Origin of the sequence: Desulfosoma sp. (genome assembly GCA_037481875.1) — a bacterium.
In the GTDB taxonomy this organism is placed as follows: domain Bacteria; phylum Desulfobacterota; class Syntrophobacteria; order Syntrophobacterales; family DSM-9756; genus Desulfosoma.
In genome coordinates this window covers 385,848-408,427 of record JBBFKY010000003.1, presented here as the reverse complement: position 1 = coordinate 408,427, position 22,580 = coordinate 385,848, and the positions used below count along the sequence as shown (strand labels likewise).

General features: G+C 51.8%; 19 protein-coding genes and 1 riboswitch. Of the genes, 10 read left to right on the top strand and 9 right to left on the bottom strand.

From position 1 onward, the window contains the following. A partial coding sequence (locus tag WHS46_06815) for a hypothetical protein (GenBank protein ID MEJ5348384.1) occupies nucleotides 1–267 on the top strand: 267 nt, incomplete at its 5' end. Between the two features lie 333 nt (nucleotides 268–600). On the opposite strand, the gene WHS46_06810 is transcribed toward WHS46_06815, so the two are convergent. The 9 genes from WHS46_06810 to WHS46_06770 all read right to left on the bottom strand — a co-directional run bounded on the left by WHS46_06810 (nucleotide 601) and on the right by WHS46_06770 (nucleotide 12,443). Further along, nucleotides 601–2,238 (bottom strand): Wzt carbohydrate-binding domain-containing protein, encoded by a 1,638-nt coding sequence (locus WHS46_06810; GenBank protein ID MEJ5348383.1) that lies wholly within the window; start codon nucleotides 2,236–2,238, stop codon nucleotides 601–603. Between the two features lie 13 nt (nucleotides 2,239–2,251). After that, nucleotides 2,252–6,031, bottom strand: coding sequence for a glycosyltransferase (locus WHS46_06805; protein ID MEJ5348382.1), 3,780 nt, complete (start codon nucleotides 6,029–6,031; stop codon nucleotides 2,252–2,254). A gap of 77 nt (nucleotides 6,032–6,108) precedes the next feature. Then, complete coding sequence (locus WHS46_06800; protein ID MEJ5348381.1) at nucleotides 6,109–7,359, bottom strand: FkbM family methyltransferase; 1,251 nt, start codon at nucleotides 7,357–7,359, stop codon at nucleotides 6,109–6,111. Next, on the bottom strand, nucleotides 7,356–8,573 hold the full coding sequence (locus WHS46_06795; GenBank protein MEJ5348380.1) for an ABC transporter ATP-binding protein: 1,218 nt from the start codon (nucleotides 8,571–8,573) through the stop codon (nucleotides 7,356–7,358). Before WHS46_06795 ends, WHS46_06800 begins: the two co-directional genes overlap by 4 nt. A gap of 50 nt (nucleotides 8,574–8,623) precedes the next feature. After that, a complete protein-coding gene (locus WHS46_06790) occupies nucleotides 8,624–9,445 on the bottom strand; it encodes an ABC transporter permease (GenBank protein MEJ5348379.1) in 822 nt (273 codons plus the stop codon). Between the two features lie 711 nt (nucleotides 9,446–10,156). Continuing rightward, nucleotides 10,157–10,582: a DUF3106 domain-containing protein gene (locus WHS46_06785; GenBank protein MEJ5348378.1), complete on the bottom strand. Its 426-nt coding sequence runs from the start codon at nucleotides 10,580–10,582 to the stop codon at nucleotides 10,157–10,159. Between the two features lie 161 nt (nucleotides 10,583–10,743). Then, on the bottom strand, nucleotides 10,744–11,328 hold the full coding sequence (locus WHS46_06780) for a hypothetical protein (GenBank protein ID MEJ5348377.1): 585 nt from the start codon (nucleotides 11,326–11,328) through the stop codon (nucleotides 10,744–10,746). Further along, on the bottom strand, nucleotides 11,325–12,041 hold the full coding sequence (locus WHS46_06775) for an RNA polymerase sigma factor (protein MEJ5348376.1): 717 nt from the start codon (nucleotides 12,039–12,041) through the stop codon (nucleotides 11,325–11,327). The genes WHS46_06780 and WHS46_06775 overlap by 4 nt, the downstream gene beginning before the upstream one ends. 57 nt (nucleotides 12,042–12,098) lie before the next feature. Further along, complete coding sequence (locus WHS46_06770) at nucleotides 12,099–12,443, bottom strand: hypothetical protein (GenBank protein ID MEJ5348375.1); 345 nt, start codon at nucleotides 12,441–12,443, stop codon at nucleotides 12,099–12,101. Between the two features lie 229 nt (nucleotides 12,444–12,672). Between WHS46_06770 and WHS46_06765 the strand changes: the two genes are divergently transcribed. From WHS46_06765 to WHS46_06725, 9 genes are all read left to right on the top strand, one after another. Further along, nucleotides 12,673–13,614: a 2-dehydropantoate 2-reductase gene (locus WHS46_06765; protein MEJ5348374.1), complete on the top strand. Its 942-nt coding sequence runs from the start codon at nucleotides 12,673–12,675 to the stop codon at nucleotides 13,612–13,614. After that, nucleotides 13,592–14,449 carry a 3-methyl-2-oxobutanoate hydroxymethyltransferase gene (gene panB, locus WHS46_06760; GenBank protein MEJ5348373.1) on the top strand — a complete coding sequence of 286 codons (858 nt, stop codon included), beginning with the start codon at nucleotides 13,592–13,594 and terminating at the stop codon, nucleotides 14,447–14,449. Before WHS46_06765 ends, panB begins: the two co-directional genes overlap by 23 nt. A 389-nt stretch (nucleotides 14,450–14,838) precedes the next feature. Then, nucleotides 14,839–15,024, top strand: a riboswitch (cobalamin riboswitch). 389 nt (nucleotides 15,025–15,413) lie between these two features. Continuing rightward, nucleotides 15,414–17,405, top strand: a complete 1,992-nt coding sequence (locus WHS46_06755) for a TonB-dependent receptor (GenBank protein ID MEJ5348372.1) — start codon at nucleotides 15,414–15,416, stop codon at nucleotides 17,403–17,405. Nucleotides 17,406–17,425: 20 nt separating this feature from the next. After that, nucleotides 17,426–18,364, top strand: a complete 939-nt coding sequence (locus WHS46_06750; protein ID MEJ5348371.1) for a cobalamin-binding protein — start codon at nucleotides 17,426–17,428, stop codon at nucleotides 18,362–18,364. Beyond that, on the top strand, nucleotides 18,342–19,370 hold the full coding sequence (locus WHS46_06745) for an iron ABC transporter permease (protein MEJ5348370.1): 1,029 nt from the start codon (nucleotides 18,342–18,344) through the stop codon (nucleotides 19,368–19,370). The genes WHS46_06750 and WHS46_06745 overlap by 23 nt, the downstream gene beginning before the upstream one ends. Continuing rightward, complete coding sequence (locus WHS46_06740) at nucleotides 19,367–20,209, top strand: ABC transporter ATP-binding protein (protein MEJ5348369.1); 843 nt, start codon at nucleotides 19,367–19,369, stop codon at nucleotides 20,207–20,209. Before WHS46_06745 ends, WHS46_06740 begins: the two co-directional genes overlap by 4 nt. Nucleotides 20,210–20,492: 283 nt before the next feature. Continuing rightward, a complete protein-coding gene (locus WHS46_06735) occupies nucleotides 20,493–21,104 on the top strand; it encodes a MotA/TolQ/ExbB proton channel family protein (protein MEJ5348368.1) in 612 nt (203 codons plus the stop codon). 6 nt (nucleotides 21,105–21,110) lie between these two features. Beyond that, entirely contained in the window at nucleotides 21,111–21,521 is a 411-nt protein-coding gene (locus WHS46_06730; GenBank protein ID MEJ5348367.1) for a biopolymer transporter ExbD, read from the top strand. A 71-nt stretch (nucleotides 21,522–21,592) separates the two neighbouring features. After that, nucleotides 21,593–22,423: an energy transducer TonB gene (locus tag WHS46_06725; GenBank protein MEJ5348366.1), complete on the top strand. Its 831-nt coding sequence runs from the start codon at nucleotides 21,593–21,595 to the stop codon at nucleotides 22,421–22,423. The last annotated feature ends 157 nt before the right edge of the window (nucleotides 22,424–22,580 follow it).

The window sequence follows — 22,580 nt, the reverse complement described above, 5'->3', positions numbered from 1 at the left end:
AAAACATCCAGGTCCAAAGCCACATCCCCCGTGGAAAGAGCCGTTACGGGAACCTACAAGCAGCTCAACGCCGGCGGCGCCGGTAAGACGTTCGAAAACTCTCGCGTGCTTGTCGAAGCGCTGTCGCAGGGTTTCCTGAGAAGGGACCTTTTGGAAGTCCAGAGCCTCTTTGAACCCGTCATCGCCGGACCCGCCCCTCCGGCGGCTTCAAAGTCGCTCTTCCCCGGACACAAAAGCCCTACCCAGGTCTTGACCCCATCCCCGTGAGAATTGATAGGCGGTCCCTGAACTTCCTTTCCCACCCGTTGGCAAACCTCCGTGCTGCCGTTGATCAAATGGCCCACAAGAACCAGGTCCAAGTGCCCGCTGGAGAAGGCCTTCGCAGATCATTGAATCTCCATTCTTTCCCCGACGGCAGCTGCCGGGTGAAATTGGGACAAGAGACCCTATAGCACAGAAGCGAAGGAACATCAATAAGATAAATGCCTGATGATACGTGTATGTATAGACACACTCTTACGGATTAAGGATAACGAAAGGTGAAAGCATAGATCTAAAGATGTAATATACATTGTAGATCTAAGTGGCGCTTTCGTGTGTTTATCTCGTAACCCTACAATTCAGCCTGCATGTTTTGAAGCCTTTCTGGTCAAACCAGCATACTGCTTCTTGTACTAATGTTAGTTCAAGTATAAATTCCCCTTCTTGCTTAGGTGCTTCCACAAAGGCATTGGCTCTTATTTTAGCGCCTTGTGGTAGGCTTCCTGATAAATAAGTTCTATGTCCATCCCAAATGACTATATTCTCATTCTTATCAAGCCAATGATATGAAATATGCACTGGCCGTATTGGTTCTGTCCCAAAAAACCACTCCTCCTTTCCATCATTCGTAATCTCGACCAGGATGGAAAACTGCTGACCAGGCAGGACCGGTGGAATTGGAGTGAGGGCTCGAATACTTCCCTTTATATCCGTAAGCGGTGGGTTATTTAACCCAACAATTTTAAAGCCATTTGCTTGTGTTTCGGTATCTTTTATTATTAACTCATCTCCTATATGACATACTGGCATCAAACGAACCAATCCCTCAAAAGGAATACCTAAACAACCAACAATCTGGAAAAAAGCCGCCTTTTCTCTCCAGAAAAAGCATCTTTCCAAGTGAGTAAGCCCAGTATGTGCAGACACGTGAACATAATACTTACCAATGCCGAGATTCCCTGGAAACGCAAACTTCACTTGAAAGTCATTGCCTGCCTTGCATTTAAGATTATAGCCCATAAGCCTGGTATTTACCCCAAATATATGCAAACCAGAATCATGGTGAATACTATAACCAATTGTAAGGTCATCGACATCCTTGTGACATCTGAATGTGATAGTGATTACTATCTCTTCACCAGAAAGCAGCCGGCATCGGTAGGGATTTGGATGACCACGTACGCGCACACCCAACAATTCGATGGCGTCATCTTCGACAACGGGGGTTACTGCAGCAAAAGTATTGTTTTCCTTAGCAGGCAATAACGAAAGGTCTTTCTCTGTAAAAAAAAAGCGTTTTGTTTTTGTCTCAAACAGCTCATTTGCATACTCCCAGAGTTGTTTATCAATGTGGGTAATTTCTTGTATCTTTTTTTGAATGTTTTGAGGAAGATCTGAAAAGATTGGTCGTCTAGATGTAACCTCTAATTTTTTTAGCATCACATCTTTCGGTAAATTAAAAATTCTCCTTAATTCATCGCAGAATTCAGCAATCCTTTCTGTAGTTCCAACAAGATCATACTGTTCAAGCCCCTTCTTTGCCAAACGCAACAACTCGTTTGCAGAAAGATTTCGCGGATTAGGATGGTAAAACCGTGCGAAATGGACTGATTGCGTATTAGAGTAGGAGAACAATATTTGCTGGTCAGAAAAAGCCTCCGCAATTGATAGCTCGTTTAATTTAGCGTCACGTTGAAATGGAAAGACATCGAATTTAGAAAAAAAGAAATCAGATAACGTTCGTTCAGCGGGTTCTCTTAGCATGGTTGCAGAAATATAGCCAGCCGGAAGTGTTTGACCTGGAATGAAATCAAAATGGCCCCAGAGAATTTTCTCTTGTTTATAAAGAGTTAAGGCATGGTCCAGTTTTAAATATGATAATAGAGGTGAAACCATCCCTACACCGAATGCCTCTTCCAAAAATGTGCGTAAGCTTGTTCCTGCTGTCTTTGGAATGTGATCAAAAAATAATTTCATAAGATTCATCCCCTTAAGTGTGTGTTGGTAGTGCTATGAAGGTAAAAAGCTTTTCGGTCAAGATCTTTGCACTCATCTTCCATGTAAGCCATGGTATTGCGTCTGGTTGTGGGTGTCGATTGTGTTTGTACAGAGTAAGCCAATGTTTTATTGCCGTTGAAAGTACTTCCGATTCTCTACTATCTGGAAAGTAATATGCAAAATCGCCGGCCACCTCTCTAAAGACAGGAATATCCCTGGCAATGATAGGGAGTTTGTGATGTGCCGCCTCGATAAGCGGCAATCCAAAGCCTTCACTATAGGAAGCGGCGATCAGGCAAGTACTTGCGGCGTAGACCTTTTCCAGATATTCGTCGCTTATACCTTCAAGCCAAAAAAGGCGATTGTTTCGTTCAGGATGCGATCGCAGAAGTTCGATGGTTTGTGGGATGTCACGGCGCATGTCGTTGGGCACGTGTTTCCATCCTTCATGACCTACAATGACTAAATTGACATCGAGACCGTTCGCCCAAAGTTGATCGAAAGCATGAATCGTTTGCAGGTAGGCCTTGCGAGGCTCGATGGTGCCCACCATGAGAAAAGTAACCCGAGACTTGAGCTTTTGGAGAGTTTCCTCCCCATCGATCGGCACGCCTCGGGTAGGTGCAGAATTGAGAACATCCGCCCCGAGATGAAACCACTCTATGGAATATGGACGGCGACCTTCGGGAAGTGTAGGCAGGTTGTCGTCAAACCATACACGCAGGTCATCGGCTACAGCCTTTGAAATGCAAATCGCTCCATCAAATGCAGAGACTGCCTTGAGCCATAAAGCAAATATTTGATCTGCACCTGGAGGAAAGACTTCCGGCATTCGCACAGGCAGTAAATCATAAACCATCGCATAGATAGAAACGCCACGATTGCGACAATCCCGCATGAACCCAGATTCCACCGCATGAATCAACATATTGCCTGAAAAATCAACCGTTAAAAGTATATCACCCGCCTCCGGCTCGACCACGGCATCCTCCAATCTGTCTGAAGGACATCCCAGCAACCCCAAAGTGTAACGTCGGGCGTAGCGGTAGAACCATGCCCCGTTTTCATGATTCAGGTAAACTGGTTCAGTGCGATAACCTTCGGGTGGTGATTCTATCAGTGCCAGGGTCAAGGCTCGTGCCACACGCTGTATACCCGTTTTAAGATCGTGACGGCACGTGGCAGAGACATCCAGATACAGCCGTTTTGCAAGTCTAGGCAGAGGGTGGTTTCGAGCAAGCGTGACGGCCAGATTTAGCATCTCCTTTTTGGAAGGCTTAAAGTCTGGCTTGTTTGCCAGCGACTGAATCAACTTAGGCAAGCTGTTGGCTGTGCGTGAATAAACTCCTTCAATAACTTTGACATACTGCCGAGCGCAAGCTTCTGGGCTGTGGTGGGCCGATATGTAATTGCGCGCGCGAGCCCCGATTTGATCACGCAGTGTTGGGGATTGGCGAAGCTTTTCCAAAGCGTCGACCAACTCGCTGTCTTCAAACTCGTCTGGCAGCATCCAGACGGCATCCCGATCCAGTTCCGCCATGGAACCATGGGCATTGACAATGACAGGTAGGCCATAGTTCATGCAATGCAATACCGCACCGGATGTTTCGCCGCGGCTTTGTGTGCGTAATTGGACAGCCACATCTGCTGCAGCTAAATATCGCTTGAATAGTTCTGTCGGCGCAAAGCCTGTTATAAGAATACGATCTTTGCAGTCACTATCAGCAATTGTCTTGAGCAGTTTAGTGCCATAAGCATCACCTTGATTTTCTCCTACAAACACAAGATAACAATTTGTATCACTACATAGGGAGCTCCTCAACCATGCCTGTAAAAGCCTATGATTTAATTTAGTATCACCCAGAAAACCGAAACTGCATACAAGGAAGTCTTTCTCTGTAATGCCTAACTCTATGCGGGCCTTCTGCCTATCAGCAAACCTGCTTGGTATACGCACGTGCGGCACCACGTGAAAATTCTCAGCCCATTGAGGCCCATACCACTTCCGCGCCAATTCCCGAGAGTATTCAGAATGGACAATAATGCCCAGTGCATGCTGTACGACATGGCCATTGACAGGATAATTGATCTTTGCCTTATCAACGTTTTGATAGCGGGCTAGGACAGCCGCATAGCCGTGGCTGTGGTAAAGCGCTTGAGTCCATGCGAATTTTACGCCTCCGTGTAACTCCAGCCAGGCCATCAATTCATTCATATAAAAATCATGCAACACCACCACACCAGGGATTTCGGTCATCAATGGCAGCATGTGCTGGTGAAAAGGTGAATTCCCAACCTGATAAAGCACACGATCTATCTGATGCAAATTAGTTCGCAGCCAATTGACATCACGGATCCTTCCATGCTGATTGATCCACGGATCTTCCACCCGCTTCTGGGCGACGATAACTTCGATGTCGTAGTATGTGGATAATGCCGGAAGCAATTCTGCGCTGTAATCGGCAACGCCGGTGCGCTCGGGTGGCAAGGGGGAGACAAAGGCTAGCCTTGGCTTTCGCCCTGAAGCCGGCTGGGCATACACTTTTGTTTTACATGGTTGCAGCCCCTCCCATGCGGTCATCGCCCGCTTGGCTGTTTTGTCCCAAGAAAACTCTTTAGCTTGTCGCAGGCCGTGTTCTTGCAACCGCTGTCGAAAGCTTTCATCTTCTAATGATTGCGTCATCTTACTGGTAATAGACTTGACGTCAAAGGGATCAAACAGCGCTTCCTCCAACCCGATCACTTCCGGCAGACTGCTGGTGTTTGCCCCTATCACCGGCGCACCACAGGCCATAGCTTCAAGTGCTGGCAAGCCAAAGCCTTCATGCCAGGAGGGAAAAACGAAGAGCCGGGAGAGGTTGTAAAGCTGGACAAGTTCTTCATCACTGACATAGCCGGTGAAAATGAGCTCGTTGGCTTTGAGCCCGGCCATTTCAGCTATATGCCGAAGCTGCACCATATAGCTTTCAGGAATCTTGCCAGCAAACACCAGTTGGTGGCTTGCGCGCAGACTGGCTGACAACGCAGCATAGGCATGAATTAGACGCGGTAGATTTTTCCGCTCATCAATTGCCCCAGTATAGAGAACAAAGGGATGACGAAGACCAAATTTGGCAAAAATCCGGCGAGCTGTTTCATCACTAATGTTTTGGGGTTGAAAATCATCTTCCACAGCAGTCGATACGTTAATAAATGAATTGCTTGACGCTGATAAGTAGTGCCTTCCTTCTTGGCATGTGAATTCGGAAATTGCCAAATAAAGCGAGGCTTTTTTAAGTGATTCTAATTTTCGACGATAATATTGCTCATAACGTGGATTGGGTTTAAGGTAATGTTCCTGATTCACAAGTGGAATGAGATCGTAAAGCGTCACACTTACTGGTGTTCTCTGATCGAACTTGCCGATACTGGTGACAGCATCATCGACGTAACCTTCAAACAGGCTGGTGATGTGAATAACATCAGGCTTGAGACTTGCAAGAAATGCTTCGCGGATAAGCTCAGCGACTTCTCTTCTGTTGTCGTTCCCCGGAGTTCTCTCCATCACTGGCCCCGGCGCATACCATACGACAATCTTTTCCTGCGGCAGCAAGCCGTCAAAAGCCGCCCGAATGGGCTCGATGGTTTCCGGAAAAAGACTCGAAAGTGCAAGGATGATTTCATGTTCTTTCCGGTTTCTGACGATCGCTTTGGTAAAAGACATAGTATAGCGACCAATGCCGCGAAAACGACTCTCACTCTGCGCCCCTTGCATGTCGATGACAATGCGCATTGACACTTTCCCTTAAATCATCACTGTTTGCCACAATAGTTAAAAAACAAGTTCACGGCAACGACTACGCAAATGTTTTATTTTGGACACTTGGTGCGTTCGATTGCTTTTTTTAGGTCCATATAAATGTGTTGGGCTCGCGAAGAAAGGCAAGACAATTGTAAATCACGACTGCTGTCCATGGAATCTTTAAGGCTGAATCCTAAAGTGTGCAGAGAAGTAGATGGAAATGCGCTATATTCTAACCTTTGCAGCTTATCACTAAGCTTTGGAAAATGTTCTAAAACCTTTATTACATGCATTTTAAGTCTTGGGCGGGCATTGATGTAGTGTTTTGCCTTGGTCAGCGTTTGTTCCAACACTCTTCTAGGTATGCTTGTGGGAGAAAATGTAAGCCAAGCGTAGGTACCTATTAGAAGGCGGTTTGCAAACATGCCGGCATATCTCAAAGGTTTTGTAATCCTCCATGATTTGCTGTTAATAATATCCTTGTAAAGCTTCATGACCTCTTCGGCACGCTCCTCTGCGTGGAGCGCACGCTGTATAGCCTGCTGCATTTGGCTTTTTGCTTCGGCCTCTCGGGCTTGTGCTTGAGCGGCGCGTGCTTCCGCCTGCTGGGCCCGGGCCTCAGCCTGTTTTTGAGACACCAATACAAATCCGTCAAAGACATTAGGCGGATAAGCAAAGGTTGGCAGCAAATCAGCACGTTCTTTAGCTACGTAAAAACGATTCAACCCATCTGCATAAGCAAAAATATAATCTGCTTGAAGCAATATAGGTTCCCAAACGTGATGGGACTCTACTTGCGACATAGGCTCCATTGCTTCCACCACAACGATCCATGGACGATTTTTTGTCCAATCATTACCCCTGATAGCTAACTCTTCCAGTCCTTCAATATCAATCTTCAAGAATTGGACTTCTTGCCCGTCAGTGATGTAATCTTCCCAAACTTGACATAAAGTTTTCACTTGTACGAGCTGATTTTTTACACTCCATCCGGCTTCTTTGTAGATGTTGGAAAGTTTCTTGGACAGTGTAGAAAGGCCTGAGTTCTCAACAAAAGTCATTTCCAATAAACCAGGTTTGTCGCTTATGGCAATTTTGAGATTGATATCCCTAGGTCTTTTTTCCAGAAGCATTTGATGGTAAACAGGGTTTGGTTCAATGTTAATACCACGCCAACCCCGTTCATAGAAGACTTTCGTGACAGACTCTATGTCCGGCGACCAAGCGCCGACGTCTATATAAAAACCATGGCTAACATGCTTGAGCGCACGCCAAAGCATAACGTCTTCAAAATTTTGAGCGTAAGAAATGATAGTCATAGCGGTGTTATTCCGATATCAGGATCAATCCATGCACATCCTGCAAAATGTGCGTTGTTAACATTGACGACCTCAAATACCAGTGCTAGATCACGCCATTCATAATTATTTACGAGATGGGTATCTGAACTGCAAAGTGCTGTTTGAATGGAATAAGTACCAGGTCCTAAGGTGGCACGAAATGTAATGTCATACTGATAACGTTCACCAGCAACAACATTGAAGAGCGGCTGATTTTTTAGGTGTGTATTGGTGCCATAAATGACCTGACCTAAACGATCTTTTATGGCGTAACCAAGCACGAGCCGCTCTATGAATGAATTGATTTGAACAACAATGCGCAAGCAAACCAACTGGCCCACATGAACAACTTCAAGAGGTGTTCCACTTTCATCTAGCAAGCGAATATAGCTTACTGTCGCCTCACCAGTGCCAGAAACAGTCTGTGTCTTGCCACTTTCAGTTACAATCTGCTTAACCATCTGTTTTTGGTGACATGCCAGCATAGCATTATAATAATCCATTACTGCCTCGGGCTCGCCCTGCATGACCAGACGCCCCCGGTTCAGGAGAAGGACACGGTCGCAAATGCTCACAATGGCATTACGGTCGTGGGAAACGAAGAGCAGCGTGGTGCCTAATTTCCGGAACTCGCGGATCCGGTCGAAACTTTTGTGCCGAAAATAGGCATCCCCCACAGACAGGGCCTCGTCCACGATGAGGATATCGGGTCGGACGGCCGTGGCCACGCTAAAGGCCAGCCGAACCTGCATGCCGCTCGAGTACACCCGGAACGGCTGATCCATGTAGTCGCCAATCTCGGCAAAGGCCTCGATCCGGGGCATCAGTTCCCGAATCTCCTCCACACGCAACCCCAGCAGTTGCCCGGCCATATAGACATTTTGTCTTCCTGTGAAATCGGGATGAAAACCCATGCCCAGTTCCAGCAGGGCCGACACGCGTCCATGGATCTGAACGCTCCCGCTGGTAGGCTGCACTGTGCCGGCGATTATCTTGAGAAGGGTGCTTTTTCCAGCGCCGTTGACACCGATAATCCCCACCGCCTCGCCGGAATGGACAACAAAGTTTATGTCCCTTAGCACCCAGATCCGTTCGTGATGCGTGCCAAGACCTAACCACTCAAGGAGGCGGCCTGATTTCTTGTGATAGCGCTTATAGGCCTTGCTGATGTTATTGACGCGAAGAACAGCCATATATCAGTTCAAAACCGTGTGCTTAACATCATAGACTTTCTCATAAACATCTATAATTCATCCACCATCTCCCCTGCATGCCTGAGGAACAGCCGGATCCCCAAACTACACATGACAAAGGCCAGCAAGGTGATAGGGATGAGCTTGTTCCATAGCGGCCACCGGCCTTCCACAAAGATGGTCTGAAACCCGGCTATGAGACCGGCCATGGGGTTCAGGTCCAACAACCGCCGGGCCCATTCCGGTAGAGCCGAGACAGGGTAGACGATAGGGGTAAGCCAGAACCAGAATTGCAGGATCACCCCATAGAACTGGCCTACATCTCGAAAGAACACATTGAGTATTCCAAGGGTCACACCGAGACCAATGGCGAAAGCCGCCTCGACGGCAACAAGGGGAAAAACCGCAAGGTAGGGTAAACCGGGAAAGTTTTTCGTCACAAGAAGAAACACCGTAAAAAGCCCGAAGATGATGATGAAATTCAGGATGGCGTTACCGAGGACAATGACGGGGAGGCACAGCCGGGGAAAACTCAGCTTTTTGATGAGATTGGCATGTTCGATAAACACAGTGAGCGATCGACTGGTTATCTCCGAAAACAAACCCCAGGTGAGGACTCCCGAACAAAGATAAATGCTGTAAGAAAAGGCGTTTTCCGAACCCGGAAGCCGGGTTCGCATAAGCTGCGAAAAAACGACCGTGTAAATCAGGATCATGGCGAGCGGGTTGAGCACCGTCCAGGCGGCTCCCAGAAGGGAATTCTGGTATCGAGCCTGAAATTGGCGCCTTACGCTGCCAAGGATGAATCCGCGATAGGCCCAGACGGCCTTCAGGTGCGCAAAGGGATTTACGGGAACGGAAAGAGAGCTCATGCCTCCGTCCCCACCTCCTTGCAGTTCTTCGCGTCCTCTTTGACCATGTCTTTTATCCTCAACCTCTCGAGTACCCACAAAGCAGCCGCTTCTCGTCTGCGCTTTCAATGTCCTCTGTTCGATGATCCCGAAAGGCCCGCACCCTCTCCCCAGTTGTTGACGTCATGCATCGGCCACAGAATGTTGAACTCCCGAGAACCGCCGGCACATATCCAGGGCGCTATCTATGACTATCAAGGAACTGGTGTCAACTCGTTTATGGAAAATACTCTCCATCCCGCAAGCCGCCCTTAGGCCTGATTCCAAAAGGCTGTGTTTTTACGCAGCTCGATTTTCGATGAAATTGCATCGTGACCCCTAGGAAGGCAAAGAACGTGCAACAGGAACATTCTCCAGAGAGCATCTCCAGAGGCCGGTTCCTGCGCCTGAATTCCTTGTTGGGGTTTTCGATCCTGTTGGAGGTGCCAAAGGAAATCAGCCGCCGCCTTTTCATCAAGGGGGAAGTTGCGACACAAGATGGCCCCAGGCTAGCGCATAGCCCGACATCTAAGGACCCGGGCTGAGTCCTGCGGAACCGGGATGAGGTAGTGCCGAGGGTTGGCGGCGGGAAAGGGAGCAGGGTACAAGCCCTGGGCGCGCGAGGGCGCAGAAGAAGCACCCGAGGCCAGGTTCCTTGTGGAAGAGACGGAAAATCTTTATGGCGCCATGCCCTTAACGTTGGAAAAGGCGACGGAGAGCTTCACGCTCTTCGGGAGACAATTGGTTCCATCGTTGAAGGTCCGATTCGACGCGACGCTTTTCTTCCGGAGACATCTGCTGCCATTGCCGCCAGCGTTGTCGATACAGTTCCTGCTCCGCTGGAGGCAGGCTGCGGTATTCATGCATGCGACGGCGCAGAACGTCTTTATCCTGAGCCGGCAGGGACTGCCATTCTTGGTATTGAGGCGCGGGCTTGGATCGGCCCTTGAAATCGAAAAAGGGATTGACGGACTTTTCTCCGTCATCCGGGCGCTTGACATAAAGTTTATCAGGCTGGGCTCCGTGCGGGCCGAAAACCAAAGTTTGGTCGAAGCGTGTCATGACATGGGAAGCCGTCACCGATGCCGGCTGGAAAAGAATGAGGAGATAGATGCACAAGAAAACTAAAGAAAGTCCTCTCAGACGAGGGAGGGTCCATCGTGTGGGATGGCCGGCTGAATGGGTTTTGGTGGGCGAATGGACGTTTTTACACATAAAATTCTTTTTTCAAATGCGATGAAACTTTCAGACCGATTGAGGCGGCGTCCAAAGACGGATTTTTACACATAGGATTCTTTTTTCAAGTGCGATGAAACAGGGGGCGATGAAGCCTCCGTTTCGTCCTCCGAAGAGCTTTCCTGGGCTTCTTTATCGACCACGGAGACCAGTTTTCGAATGGTGTCGAGCTCTTTCAAGAAATCCAAGTTTTCCACGACTTCTCGGTCTTCTGTGGAAATCGCGCTCGTGGTCACGGGTGTGTTCGTGGAGTCTGGGGCGTAAGGGATCATCTTCCAATAGAGTCCCCCGGTGAGCAGCGCGGCGGTGAAAACAAGCCCGAAAGCCCATGCGGGTTTCCACCCAAAGCTTCTCCAAAGTGAAGGTCTCTTTTCGGGGAACCCCCCGCTGGCCTCATTGTTCAAGGCACGGCGCACGTGAGCACGGAGGCGGTCGGCTTCCGATTCAGAAATGGGTTCCGGTATTCCCGCCGCCTTTACGCTCTTCACCATCTCGATAAGCCGTCGACGTTCCGCCGCGCAAAGGTCGCATTCTGCGGCGTGAAGACTCCAGCGGGAAAATTCGTCCGGATTCAATTCGCCGAACACGTCCAGCATAAGAGTTTCTTCGAAGTCCTTGCAGCCTCTCATGAAGTCGTCCCCTGTGGATTGTCGCCGTAACCCATGGCCGTCAGGCGGTCTCTTACGGTGCGTGTGGCACGAAACAGGTGGGTTTTCACGGTTCCTAAGGCCATGCCTGTCACTTCGGCGATTTCCGCAATGGTTAATTCCTCAAACACCTTGAGGAGAAAAACGGTCCGTTGCTTCTCGGAAAGACCTTCCATCGCTTTGCGCACATCCCGTTGCAGTTCCTTGGTGGAAAGGGCTTCCAATGGATCTTTGGGTCCCGTGCCGTCATTGTCGTCCGGCAGATCAAAGAGCCGTTCCTCATTTTCATCCTTGGCGAAAAGGCGCCAGGGCAGAATGAATTGAAGGCGCCGTTTTTTTCTTTTCAGAGCCAGAAGGCTTGTGTTGACGGCGATACGCCGGATCCAGGCGCCTAGAGACGATCGCCCTTCAAATTGGTCGATTTTTCGAAAAACCTGGATCAGTGTTTCCTGAGTGACATCCATGGCCTCATCGCGATCAAACCCGCTCAGAGCATAAGCCACGGAAAACACCATCTGTTGGTAGGCGGCGATGATGGCGTCCATGGCGGCGGCATCCCCCGCCTGCGCTCGAAGCACCAGACTGAACTCATCACCGCCTTTCGGGTCCGAACCGTTGCCCTTTTCGTGGCGCTCCTTTAACGGTTCCGGAACCTCCAAAGGGGTGTCCTCAGGCACCTGAAAGGAGTAAGTCACCGAGTAGCCTTCCGTACGGGGTCCGTCGCACGGGCCCTGGTCGCTAAGCCATGCGTCTTACCAGCGGCCGCCCGTTTCAAAAATCAAGGACCATCCCCCGTCTCCCACATAGCCACCCACATAGGGGCCTCGTGGAGCAGGGTAAGAGCCGCACCAAGGATAACACGGTTCGTAGTAATGGTACACATGAACACGACGGGGCGGTGGCGGTGGCGCGTATCGGTACGTAGGATACGGGTAGTAGTGGTGCACGACGATTTTCTGTGACGGGCATGGAGCCGGAACATAGTGGTAGTGTTTATGGTGTTTCGACTTACGAGCTTCGGCGTCCGCGGCCATACCCAAAACCCCAAGAGCAAGAATAAGGATGAGGATCATCAACGCCTTGTGGTTTTTCCTCATGTCCTCTCTCCTATGAAAGAATCCTGTTCCTCTCCTGATTGACACCCTCTTAGACAAGGCCTTTCGTCAAAGGGTTTACGGCAGTCCGAGAGTGCAGGGAAAAAAAGTTCGAGGCGTCCTTGTCCTGAGGATCGATCTTTGCCAGTATGTCTGGCGATCCATATCGACCGAGAGAGATGGATTAGGCCGTTCAGGTCATAGAACCGCGGAGAAAGGAGAGAACAAGCCGATGATGCATGTGCTTGTGGTAGGAGCCGGAGCCATGGGTTGTCTTTTCGGAGCGCGATTTGCCATGGCTGGAGCTGAGGTTCTTTTGTTGGATGTGGATGTGACCCATGTGGAAGCCATTCAAACTCATGGGCTGCGTCTTCAGGAAATGGATGGGGAGGAAAAGCTTGTGCGCCTGAACGCGTCCTTTGAACCGGTGCCTTTGGAACCGGGCGCAGATCTGGTTCTGGTCATGGTGAAAAGCTACGCCACAAGGGAAGCCTTGCGCTTGGTGCCTCCTCAATCTGTGACGCCTGAAACACTTTTTCTCACCCTTCAAAACGGTATGGGAAACGGAGAAACATTGGCCCATTTGGTAGGTCCGGAACGCGTCCTTGTGGGGGTAACGGCCCAGGGAGCCACCAAGCTGGCTCCGGGAGTGGTCCGCCATGGAGGGGTCGGCCCCACCTCTTTTGGAAGTTTCACCGGATCGAAGCCACCTGGAATCCAGAACATTTTGAACCTTTTTGCCGAATCCGGCCTGGAAGCCCATTACCGTGAGGATATTCGCCGGATTCTTTGGCAAAAACTATGCGTGAACGTGGGGATCAATGCCATTACGGCGCTCTGCGGCCTTACAAACGGCCAAATTCCTGGCATCGTGCTGGCACGGGAACTGTGTGCGGCGGCGGTTCGAGAAGCCATGGCCGTGGCACGAACTGAAGGGATCCACCTTCCCGAAGACACCGTGGAACATGTTTTGGCGGTAGCGCAGGCGACGGCGACCAATCGTTCGTCCATGCGTCAGGATGTGGAAGCCCGGCGACCTACGGAAATCAACGCCATCAACGGAGCCGTCGTGCAGTATGCGGAAGAGCGCGGTCTTTCGGCCCCTGTCAACTGGACCTTGACCCAACTGGTCAGAATAAAGGAGAGCTCCTATGACCACGAACCAAAGACCTGAAGCACCATCCATGACATCGCCGTCTCGAATCACCGTCCCAAACGTTATGGCGGCCAAGGGGCGGCGCAAGCTCACCATGCTTACCGCCTATGACTACTGCATGGCTCGATGGGTGGATCGAGCCGGTGTGGACATGATCCTTGTGGGAGATTCCTTGGCGATGGTCATGCTGGGCCACGAAGACACCCTTTCGGTGACCATGGAAGAGATGTTGCACCACACGCGAGCTGTCGCTCGGGGCGCTCAGAGGGCTTTGGTCATCGGGGATATGCCTTTTTTGTCCTATCAAGCCAGTGTGTCCCAAGCCGTGGAAAACGCCGGCCGCTTTCTTAAGGAAGGGCGGGCTCAGGCGGTTAAGCTGGAAGGGGGCGCTTCCGTGATCAGGCAGGTGGAAGCGATCGTGGAAGCCGGCATTCCGGTGCAGGGCCATCTGGGTCTGACTCCGCAAAGTATTGCCAAGCTGGGAGGGTTCAAGGTCCAGGGAAAAGATGAGGCGGCAGCCAAAAAACTGATAGACGATGCCATAGCTTTGTCCCAAGCGGGATGTTTCAGCTTGGTCCTGGAAGCGATTCCGGCGCCTCTCGCCGAACGCGTTACGGAAGCCGTGCCTATTCCTACCATCGGGATCGGCGCCGGACCGGCGTGTGACGGTCAGGTTTTGGTGATTCACGATCTTGTGGGTTTATTTGACCGATTTGTTCCAAGGTTCGTCAAGCAATACGATATGCTGGGTCAAAGGCTTATGGAGGCGGTCAGCCGATACCGTCAAGAGGTGGAAGGCGGCATTTTTCCAGGACCTGAGCACAGCTTTGGAACCGACAAAGGGCCTTCTTGACCTCGACAGGGACCGCTTCGAACGGTCTGATGCATAAAAACCGCCTGCTTATGCTTAAGCCTAGTTTTTCTTAGTTTCCGGGGGCGGGAGAAAAAAGTCTTTCACGAAGCGGTCGTGGGGCGGACATCTCGGTCCCCCCTTCAAGGTTTCAACGCTTGGCCGGCCCCGTCGGTTCAGGGCAAGATCTTTCCCAAGGCGGAAGATATTGAGCGCCTTTGGAGTGCCGACATCGGCCGGTGCCGCTATTTCCTTGCCACCTACCACGAAAAACGTGTTCTGGAAGTGAATTCCGGCTGCATGGCGCTCTCTTCACACACATTTCCCGATGTCCCACAGGAGCACAATCCCACGGGGAATTTCTCCATGCTTGACAGACAACAAGGTGCTTGCTAGGAGATCGGTGTCCAGGTGCTTTCCAGCTTAATAGGGAATCCCGTGAAAATCGGGAACGGGCCCGCCGCTGTAATCGGGAACGAAGGCTGCCTAAAGCCACTGCCTTTCATCTGAGGGTGGGAAGGCGCAGCCGGTAGGATGATCCGAGAGTCAGAAGACCTGCCTGGATAGAAACTACGGCCGCACCTTCGGGTGGATGAGGATGACGGCCGAGGAAACCACCGGATGAAAAAGGGAGATCCCGGGTTCTTCAGGAACCCGGGTTTTTTATTTGATGCCTAGCGGCGTAGCCCTTTTAACAAGAAGCATTGTCAGAGCCTGGAAGTTGATTTTAGAGACGGAGCACCACCGCTCCCCTATGGGAACTTCCGAGACCAGAGCCGCGCCAATCCAGACACGGGTTGTGAGGGCGGGGTGCCGCCTCGCCCTTACGGGGATTGCCGGCAAGGTGTGCACGTTGGGTTGTTCCTGCATGGAGTTCCTGCATGGATGTGGTGAGGGGTTTGCCATGGAACGAGGCTTCACGGGGCGTGGTCGGGAACACTTCCGAATCAAAAGAGGAGGAAAAGCCATGGGGCAAAGGTGGAAACACCCGGGTTTGGCAGCCATTGTCATGGTCGTGATTTCGGTGTGGGCGATACCAAGCCTTGGAACGGATCAGCCTGTGTGGAAAGCGGAGGATGTGGTGGTGACGGCGACGCGAACGGCTGTTCCGATGCAGTATCTAGGGGTTTCATCCACAGTGATCACGGAAGAGGAAATCAAGGCACGGCGGGCTTCCGACGTGGCGGAACTGCTTCAGGATGTGGCCGGGTTTCATCCCATTCGTTTTGGATCCCGCGGATCCCAAACCGTGGTTTTTCCTCGTGGCGGAGAAGCCAACTACACAATGGTACTCATCGACGGTGTGCACGTGAACCTGAGCGGCGGCGATTTTTATTGGGAAAATCTTAGCACGGACAATATCGAGCGTATTGAAATCGTCCGAGGTCCCCAGAGCTCTCTGTATGGATCCGATGCCATCGGTGGGGTCATACACATTTTCACCAAATCCGGATCCGGCCCCGGCTCGGTGGAAGTTTCCACAGCCCATGGAATACGTTCGGATCGAAATCGCTACATGGGAGAGCAAAAGGTGCGTGTTTCAGGCGGTAACGATCGCTTCGGGTATTCCGCCGCCTACGGCCGAATCGACGACGGAGGTATTCTCAAGATCAACAACGATTATTGGAACAATACCATGAGCACCCGGTTCGATTTCTTTCCTAAGGACACCTGGGAGGTAAGCTTGACGGGGCGATGGACAGACAGCCGCTACGAATACCCTACGGAAAGCACCGGGGATAAGTACGCCCCTTTGGATCCGCACCAAACCCAGAGGCAACAGGACACCGTGTTGGGTGTTTCCACCAGGGTTCAGAGCACTCCATGGTGGGAAAACGTGGTCAGTTTCGGCTATCATCAGAACCGACGTCGGAACCTGGATCCTTACGACGAAGTGACCGATTTCGCTGATTCTTACGGCCGCTACAATGAGGCGCGCGCCACTTTGGATTATCATGCGAACCTTTCTTGGTCTCTTTGGGAGAATGTCACGAGCGTCTTGACGGTCGGTTACGAACGGGATCAGCAAAATTACAAGCAGGAAACGGTCTATTTCGAGACCACGAAACTCAGTGCGGACCGCTCCAACGATGCCGTCTATGTGCAGGAACAGGTAAGGCTGTTTCAGCGTCTTCATCTGGTGGGTGGTTTTCGTGTGGAAGACAATAGTGCTTATGGCACCGAAGTGACACCTCGAGGAATGGCGGCTCTGGACATTCAGGAAACGGGAACCACGCTGCGGGTGGCGGCTGCTGAAGGCATCAAGGAACCCACTTTCTATGAAAATTTCGCCAACGACTCCTGGACCCTGGGAAACCCCGATCTGGATCCGGAAAAAGCCACATCCTGGGAAGTGGGAGTGTCCCAGCGTCTTGGTCGGCGGCTTCAGGCTTCAGCGAGCTACTTTGAAAGCCGCTCCAAAGAGCTTATTGCCTACGTGCCGACCCCTTTCCCAGCCCCGCCCGAAAGGACGCCGAATTTTTTCAACATTCAAGCCGCCAAAAGCCGTGGTGTGGAACTGGGCCTGGAAGCTCACCTGATGGAAAACATGACGGCGGGAGCCAGCATGACCTTTTTGGATACGAAAGTGACCGATGATGGTGGGCTGGATTCCGTGGCTTTTCAGGAAGGAAAGAAACTTCTACGTCGGCCGAAGTATAGCGCTTCAGGCTGGCTGCATTCCCGCTGGAAAAACCTTCATTGCCGACTTGTCGGGCATTACGTGGGAAGCCGAGATGATGCGGACTATCGCGATTGGATGGCACCAGGACGAGTCCGCCTAGATGATTATTTCGTCCTGGATGCCGTGGTCTCTTATGACATGCCGGTTCCCATGCCCATGAAAAATTTGGAAATTTTCCTTAAAGGAACGAACATTCTGGATGCCGACTACGAACAGGTTTTCGGATATTCTGCGCCTGGTGCGGCTTTCATGCTGGGAGCATCGATGAAATTCTAAAAGGCTTATGGGGATGGCCTGTGAACCGTGGACTTGGTCTCGAATCATGGATCAGCTCGGCACGATGTGTTTGGGTCTGCGTTTTTGGACTCGTACTCCTGTCGGCCTCGTGGTCCTACGCTCGTGATGTGGTGGATCCGGTGGGAAGACAAGTCCGTGTTCCGGAAAGGCCCCAAAGGATCATCACCATGGCGCCAAGCCTCACGGAAATGGTTTTTGCTCTGGGGGCGGGGTATCGAGTGGTGGGAGTGAGTCGCTACAGCAATTATCCGGCGTTCCCGAAGGATCTTCCTCGAGTAGGCTCTTACGTGCACCCGGACGTGGAAAAAATCGTGGCCCTGAAGCCGGATTTGTGTCTCGCCATCAAGGACGGGAATCCTCGAGAAGCTGTGGAAAAACTGGAAAGTGTCGGTATTCCTGTGTACGCCGTGAACCCCAGGACTTTGGGCCAAGTCATGGAAACCCTTCTGGCTCTGGGGGATGTGCTTCAAGTGCAAAATGAGGCGCAGGCTCTGGTGGCCGACATGCGCCGACGTGTTCAAGACGTGGAAAAACGACTCGGCACCGTCCTTGACAGACCGAGAGTGTTTTTTCAAATCGGGGTTTCCCCCATCGTTTCCGTGGGAACGGAAACCTTTGCGCATGAGATCATTGTGCGGGCCGGAGGGAGAAACGTGGCGGAAGGCCCGGAACCCTACCCCAGGTTCACTCTGGAGCAGGTCATGAGATTACGGCCGGATTTCATTATTGTCTCGTCCATGGAACGGGAGCAGGTCTTCGAACAGGTGCGTGAACAGTGGCTGCAATGGCGAGGCATACCGGCGGCGGCCATGAACCGTGTGTCTCTGGTGCCGTCTGATCTTTTTGATCGGCCTGGTCCTAGGTTGGTAGAAGGGTTGGAACTGCTGGCGAAAATTCTTCATCCGGAACTTTTCCATGACCTCCCATCAGCAAGATAGGCCCACTCCTGTGGTCACACCGACCCGTATGCTGATTGTGACGGTCCTTTGCGCCTTGGTTTTGGCTGGAGCTATGATCTTTGGCTTAGCCGTTGGATCCTCAGGGATCGATTTTGCGGCCGTTTTTCGATCCTTTCAAGGCAAAGACGCTGTGGATGCCACCATGTGGACCATTCTCTGGCAACTGCGTTGGCCCAGGGTTTGGATGGCCTTGGAAACAGGAGCGGCTTTGGCCCTTGGTGGTCTCGTGTTTCAAGCCCTTCTGCGGAATCCTCTGGCGGAACCCTATATTCTTGGCACATCCGGAGGTGCGGCCGTTGGGGCCATTGCGGGGATCCTCATGGGGCTTTCCCTTTTCCCGGGTGTAAGTGCCATGGCTTTTGTTTCCAGTGCTTTGTCCCTGACCTTCGTGTTGCTTCTTGCTTCCGGGCGCGGCGGTTTACGCCGGGATACCTTGCTGCTCTCCGGTGTCATGATCAACGCCTTCTGTGGGGCGCTCATTTTGTTTTTCGTTTCCACCACGCAGGATGCTCGCTTGCACAGCATCCTTTTCTGGCTCATGGGAGATTTATCCCGCGCCGAAATGTCCGCCGTGTATGGCTTGGGTGTGGTGCTGGTGATCTGTTCCATGATCCTTTTTGCCATGGCTCGTCCCATGAACGTGATGCTCATGGGTCGAGAAACCGCGGAAGCCCTTGGGGTTCCCGTCAAAAGGACACGCCTGTTCCTGCTGGCGGTGTGCACGATCATGGTCAGCGCCGCGGTCTGTGCCACGGGACTCCTAGGATTTGTGGGCTTGGCGGTGCCGCACGCGCTGCGGCTGCTTTTCGGACCGGATCATCGAGTGCTGGTACCCGCCTGCTTTTTCGGGGGAGGGGCGTACTTGATCCTGTGCGATACCCTGGCCCGCTGGATTCCTAAACATGGAGAAATGCCCGCCGGGGTGATCACGGCCCTGATCGGAGCGCCCTTATTCATTCTGTTGTTACGCCGAGCCATGCGATGAAGACCATGGTGTCTCTTGAGAATGTGACTTTTTCCTACGGGGCTGTCAAAGCCCTGGATCATGTTTCGATGTCCGTGAGGGAGGGAGAGTTTTTTATTGTGGCCGGTCCCAACGGGTCGGGAAAAAGCACTCTTCTCAAGCTCCTGGCAGGATTGGAACAGCCTGATTCAGGGACCGTGAGGCTCTTGGACCGATCCATGGCATCTTATCGTCGAAGAGACCGAGCTCGCCTGATTGCTTATCTACCCCAGATTGTGTTTATGGATTTTGCTTTTACCGCCTTGGAAGTGGTGCTCATGGGGCGCCATCCGCACCTCAGCTTGTTGCACCTGGAAGATGCCGACGACACAGCCAAAGCGATGGAAGCTATGGCTCTGACGGATGTGGTCCACCTGTGGAACCGTCCTGTCACGAGCCTAAGCGGTGGGGAGAGGCAGCGCATCTTTCTGGCTCAAGCCCTGTGCCAGGAACCCCGACTGCTTCTGCTGGACGAACCGACCGCCGCCCTGGATCCCGCCCATCAGATCCGCCTTATGGATCTTCTGGAAGATCTGCGACGAGAACGTCAACTCACCGTCATTATGGTCTCCCACGATATCAACCTGGCGGCCATGTACGGAAATCGTGTTCTGCTGCTGAAAAACGGTCATGTCATACGCCAGGGGCCTCCGGAAGAGGTATTTACTTTTCAAACTCTCGAAGAAACTTACGGATGCGTGGTGCTCGTGGACAAAAGTCCACTGGGAAATTTTCCCAGAGTGACCTTGGTGCCCAAAAGATATTTGGAAAGTCGTCATGAACCTTCATCGAAAATCAGTAAAGGAAATGTATCAGCGTAATTGATAAATGACTTTTGGGGTTGCATGGCAACAAATCCGGCTCAAAGGAGTCGCCCCGATTGACAACAAGAAGGGTTTTGGGTAAGAAAGGCTCGACAATGGCGCCTCGAAGGCGTTCCGAAAAACCATGTCCCATGATGAACAAAAGGGCCACGAAGGTCTTCGCTTTTGAAGTTGACGCGAAGCATCGTGGCTTTTTCTTTTGCGCCGCTCGGCAACCCGTTTTGTTGAGCCTGGATAGAAATCCGGCGGTATGCAGCGGTAAGGGAGGTTCGTGGTTGTGATGGCGTTTCTTACCAAGGGTGGCATTCTCATGCTTCCCATTCTGCTGTGCTCCGTTTTGGGATTGGCGATTTTTTTGGAGCGCAGCGTCCGTTTTGCGGTCCTTCGACGCCGCGGCCGCTACGTAGCGGATCGAGTCTCGGCCCTGGTTCGTGAAGGAAAAATAAGCGAAGCCATGGAAACGGCCCTTAAAAGTCGATCCCCCATGGGGCGGGTTTTGGCTCAGGGGTTGGAAGTGGTGGAAGCGGATCGGGAGACTTTGGAAACCGTTTTGGTCCATAGCGTCGAAGAGGAGGTTCGGGAACTTTCCCGGTATCTGCAGGCTCTGGCGACGATCGGCAATATTGCTCCTCTGTTAGGCCTTTTGGGCACGGTCACCGGAATGATCAGGGCCTTTATGGCTATTCAGGAGCTGGGAGGAAAAGTGGATGCTTCCGTGTTGGCGGGCGGCATCTGGGAGGCCATGCTGACGACGGCGGCCGGCCTGTTTGTGGCCTTGCCCGTGATGGTTGCTCACAGTTATCTGACCAGCCAGGTGGACCGCTATGAAGCACGGCTCCAAGATGGTGTGGTTCGTCTTTTCAAAAGCAAGTCCATGGCCTGCGGGAGTTGATCGCTTATGCTGGTGCACCGACGTAAAAGACCGCGCTACACTGTGCAGGCACCACTTACTTCCTTGATCGACATTGTTTTCTTGCTCCTTGTCTACTTTCTGCTGACCACCAATTTCCTGACGGAGGAAGGGATTCGAGTGCAGTTACCTCAAGCCCTTTCTGTTGTCCCATCGGAAGATCGGGAAATCATTGTCACCCTAAGCTCCGAAGGGGATGTGTATCTTGGGGCGAAGGCTGTCACTTTAGAAGACCTGTCGACGGTGATCAAAGAGCGGCTGCAGTCGAATCCGGAAACCGCCGTGGTCCTCAAGGCGGACAGAAGCTTGGTTTTGGATCGCGTGGTGCAGGTGATGGACACTATCAAGGCGGCTGGAGCCGCCCGGCTTCGTCTTGCCACGGAGAGACCGTCACCATGAAACCGTCTTTAACGAAACGCTTAGATTCCTTGCCTGACGGCTCTGTTTCAGAAAAGAGGTCTGGGCACTCGGTGTTGAAAGGACCCCAAAGGTTCCAACGTCGAGAATTCGAGGCTTTCCATGGAGCACGTGAAAAAAACCTGGCGTCTCCAGAGCCTTTTCAGGCTCGATCCCATCGTTTTTTTGGCCTTTTCCTGCTGCTTTCCATGATTCTTCACGGTATGCTTCTTGCCGGTGATGCTCGCTGGTTTCACAAGCAGCCTCTTCAGGTGATCGATCTGGACCTGGTGTCCATTGTGGAGCCACGGAAGCCCCTGGAGCCGGCTTCGTCTTTGGCCATGCCGGATGTTAAGCCGCAGCCTCGTGAAAAACCTAAACCGCCTGAAACCAAACAGGAACCGGTGCCTGAACCGAAACCCCTTCAGCCCGTGGAAGTACCCGAAAAAGTAAAGAAACCTAAACCAAAACCAGTACAAGAAAAGAAGGTTTCGGTCCCTCAAGAAACTCCTTCGTCGAGTGTGCAAGAGGCGGCGCCTTCGGAGATGCCGTCAAGGACCGCGGCGGTCGGTCCGCCTCAGGGACAATCGGTCCCCAAGGCCGTTGGGACCGAAGATCCTGTCAAACTCTTTCTCGGTCAGGTGCGTCAGCGGATCGATCGCTACAAAAATTACCCTTACGCCGCGAGACGTCGGCACGTGGAAGGACGCGTGACCGTGCGGTTCGTCATTCGGCCGGACGGGACCATTGAGGGCTTGGAGCTGGTCAAGAGCTCATCTTCGAACCTTCTCGATGAAGCGGCCGTTAAAGCTGTTCGGGATGCCGCCCCTTTTCCGGGATTTCCTCGAGATGTTTTAAATCGGCCATTGGCCGTGGAGATTGGGCTGGTCTTTGAATTGACGTAGCGAGGCATGAGGAAAAAGTCTTGGGTCTGCCCCAAAAGCTTTTGTTTTTGTTTGTGATGTTGGAGAGGCACAAAGCCGAGCCATGGCAGGAAAACAAAAGGGAACCTGCACGCGGTTCTTCCTGATGAGTGAGGCTTCCTTGCCAACATTGGGCATC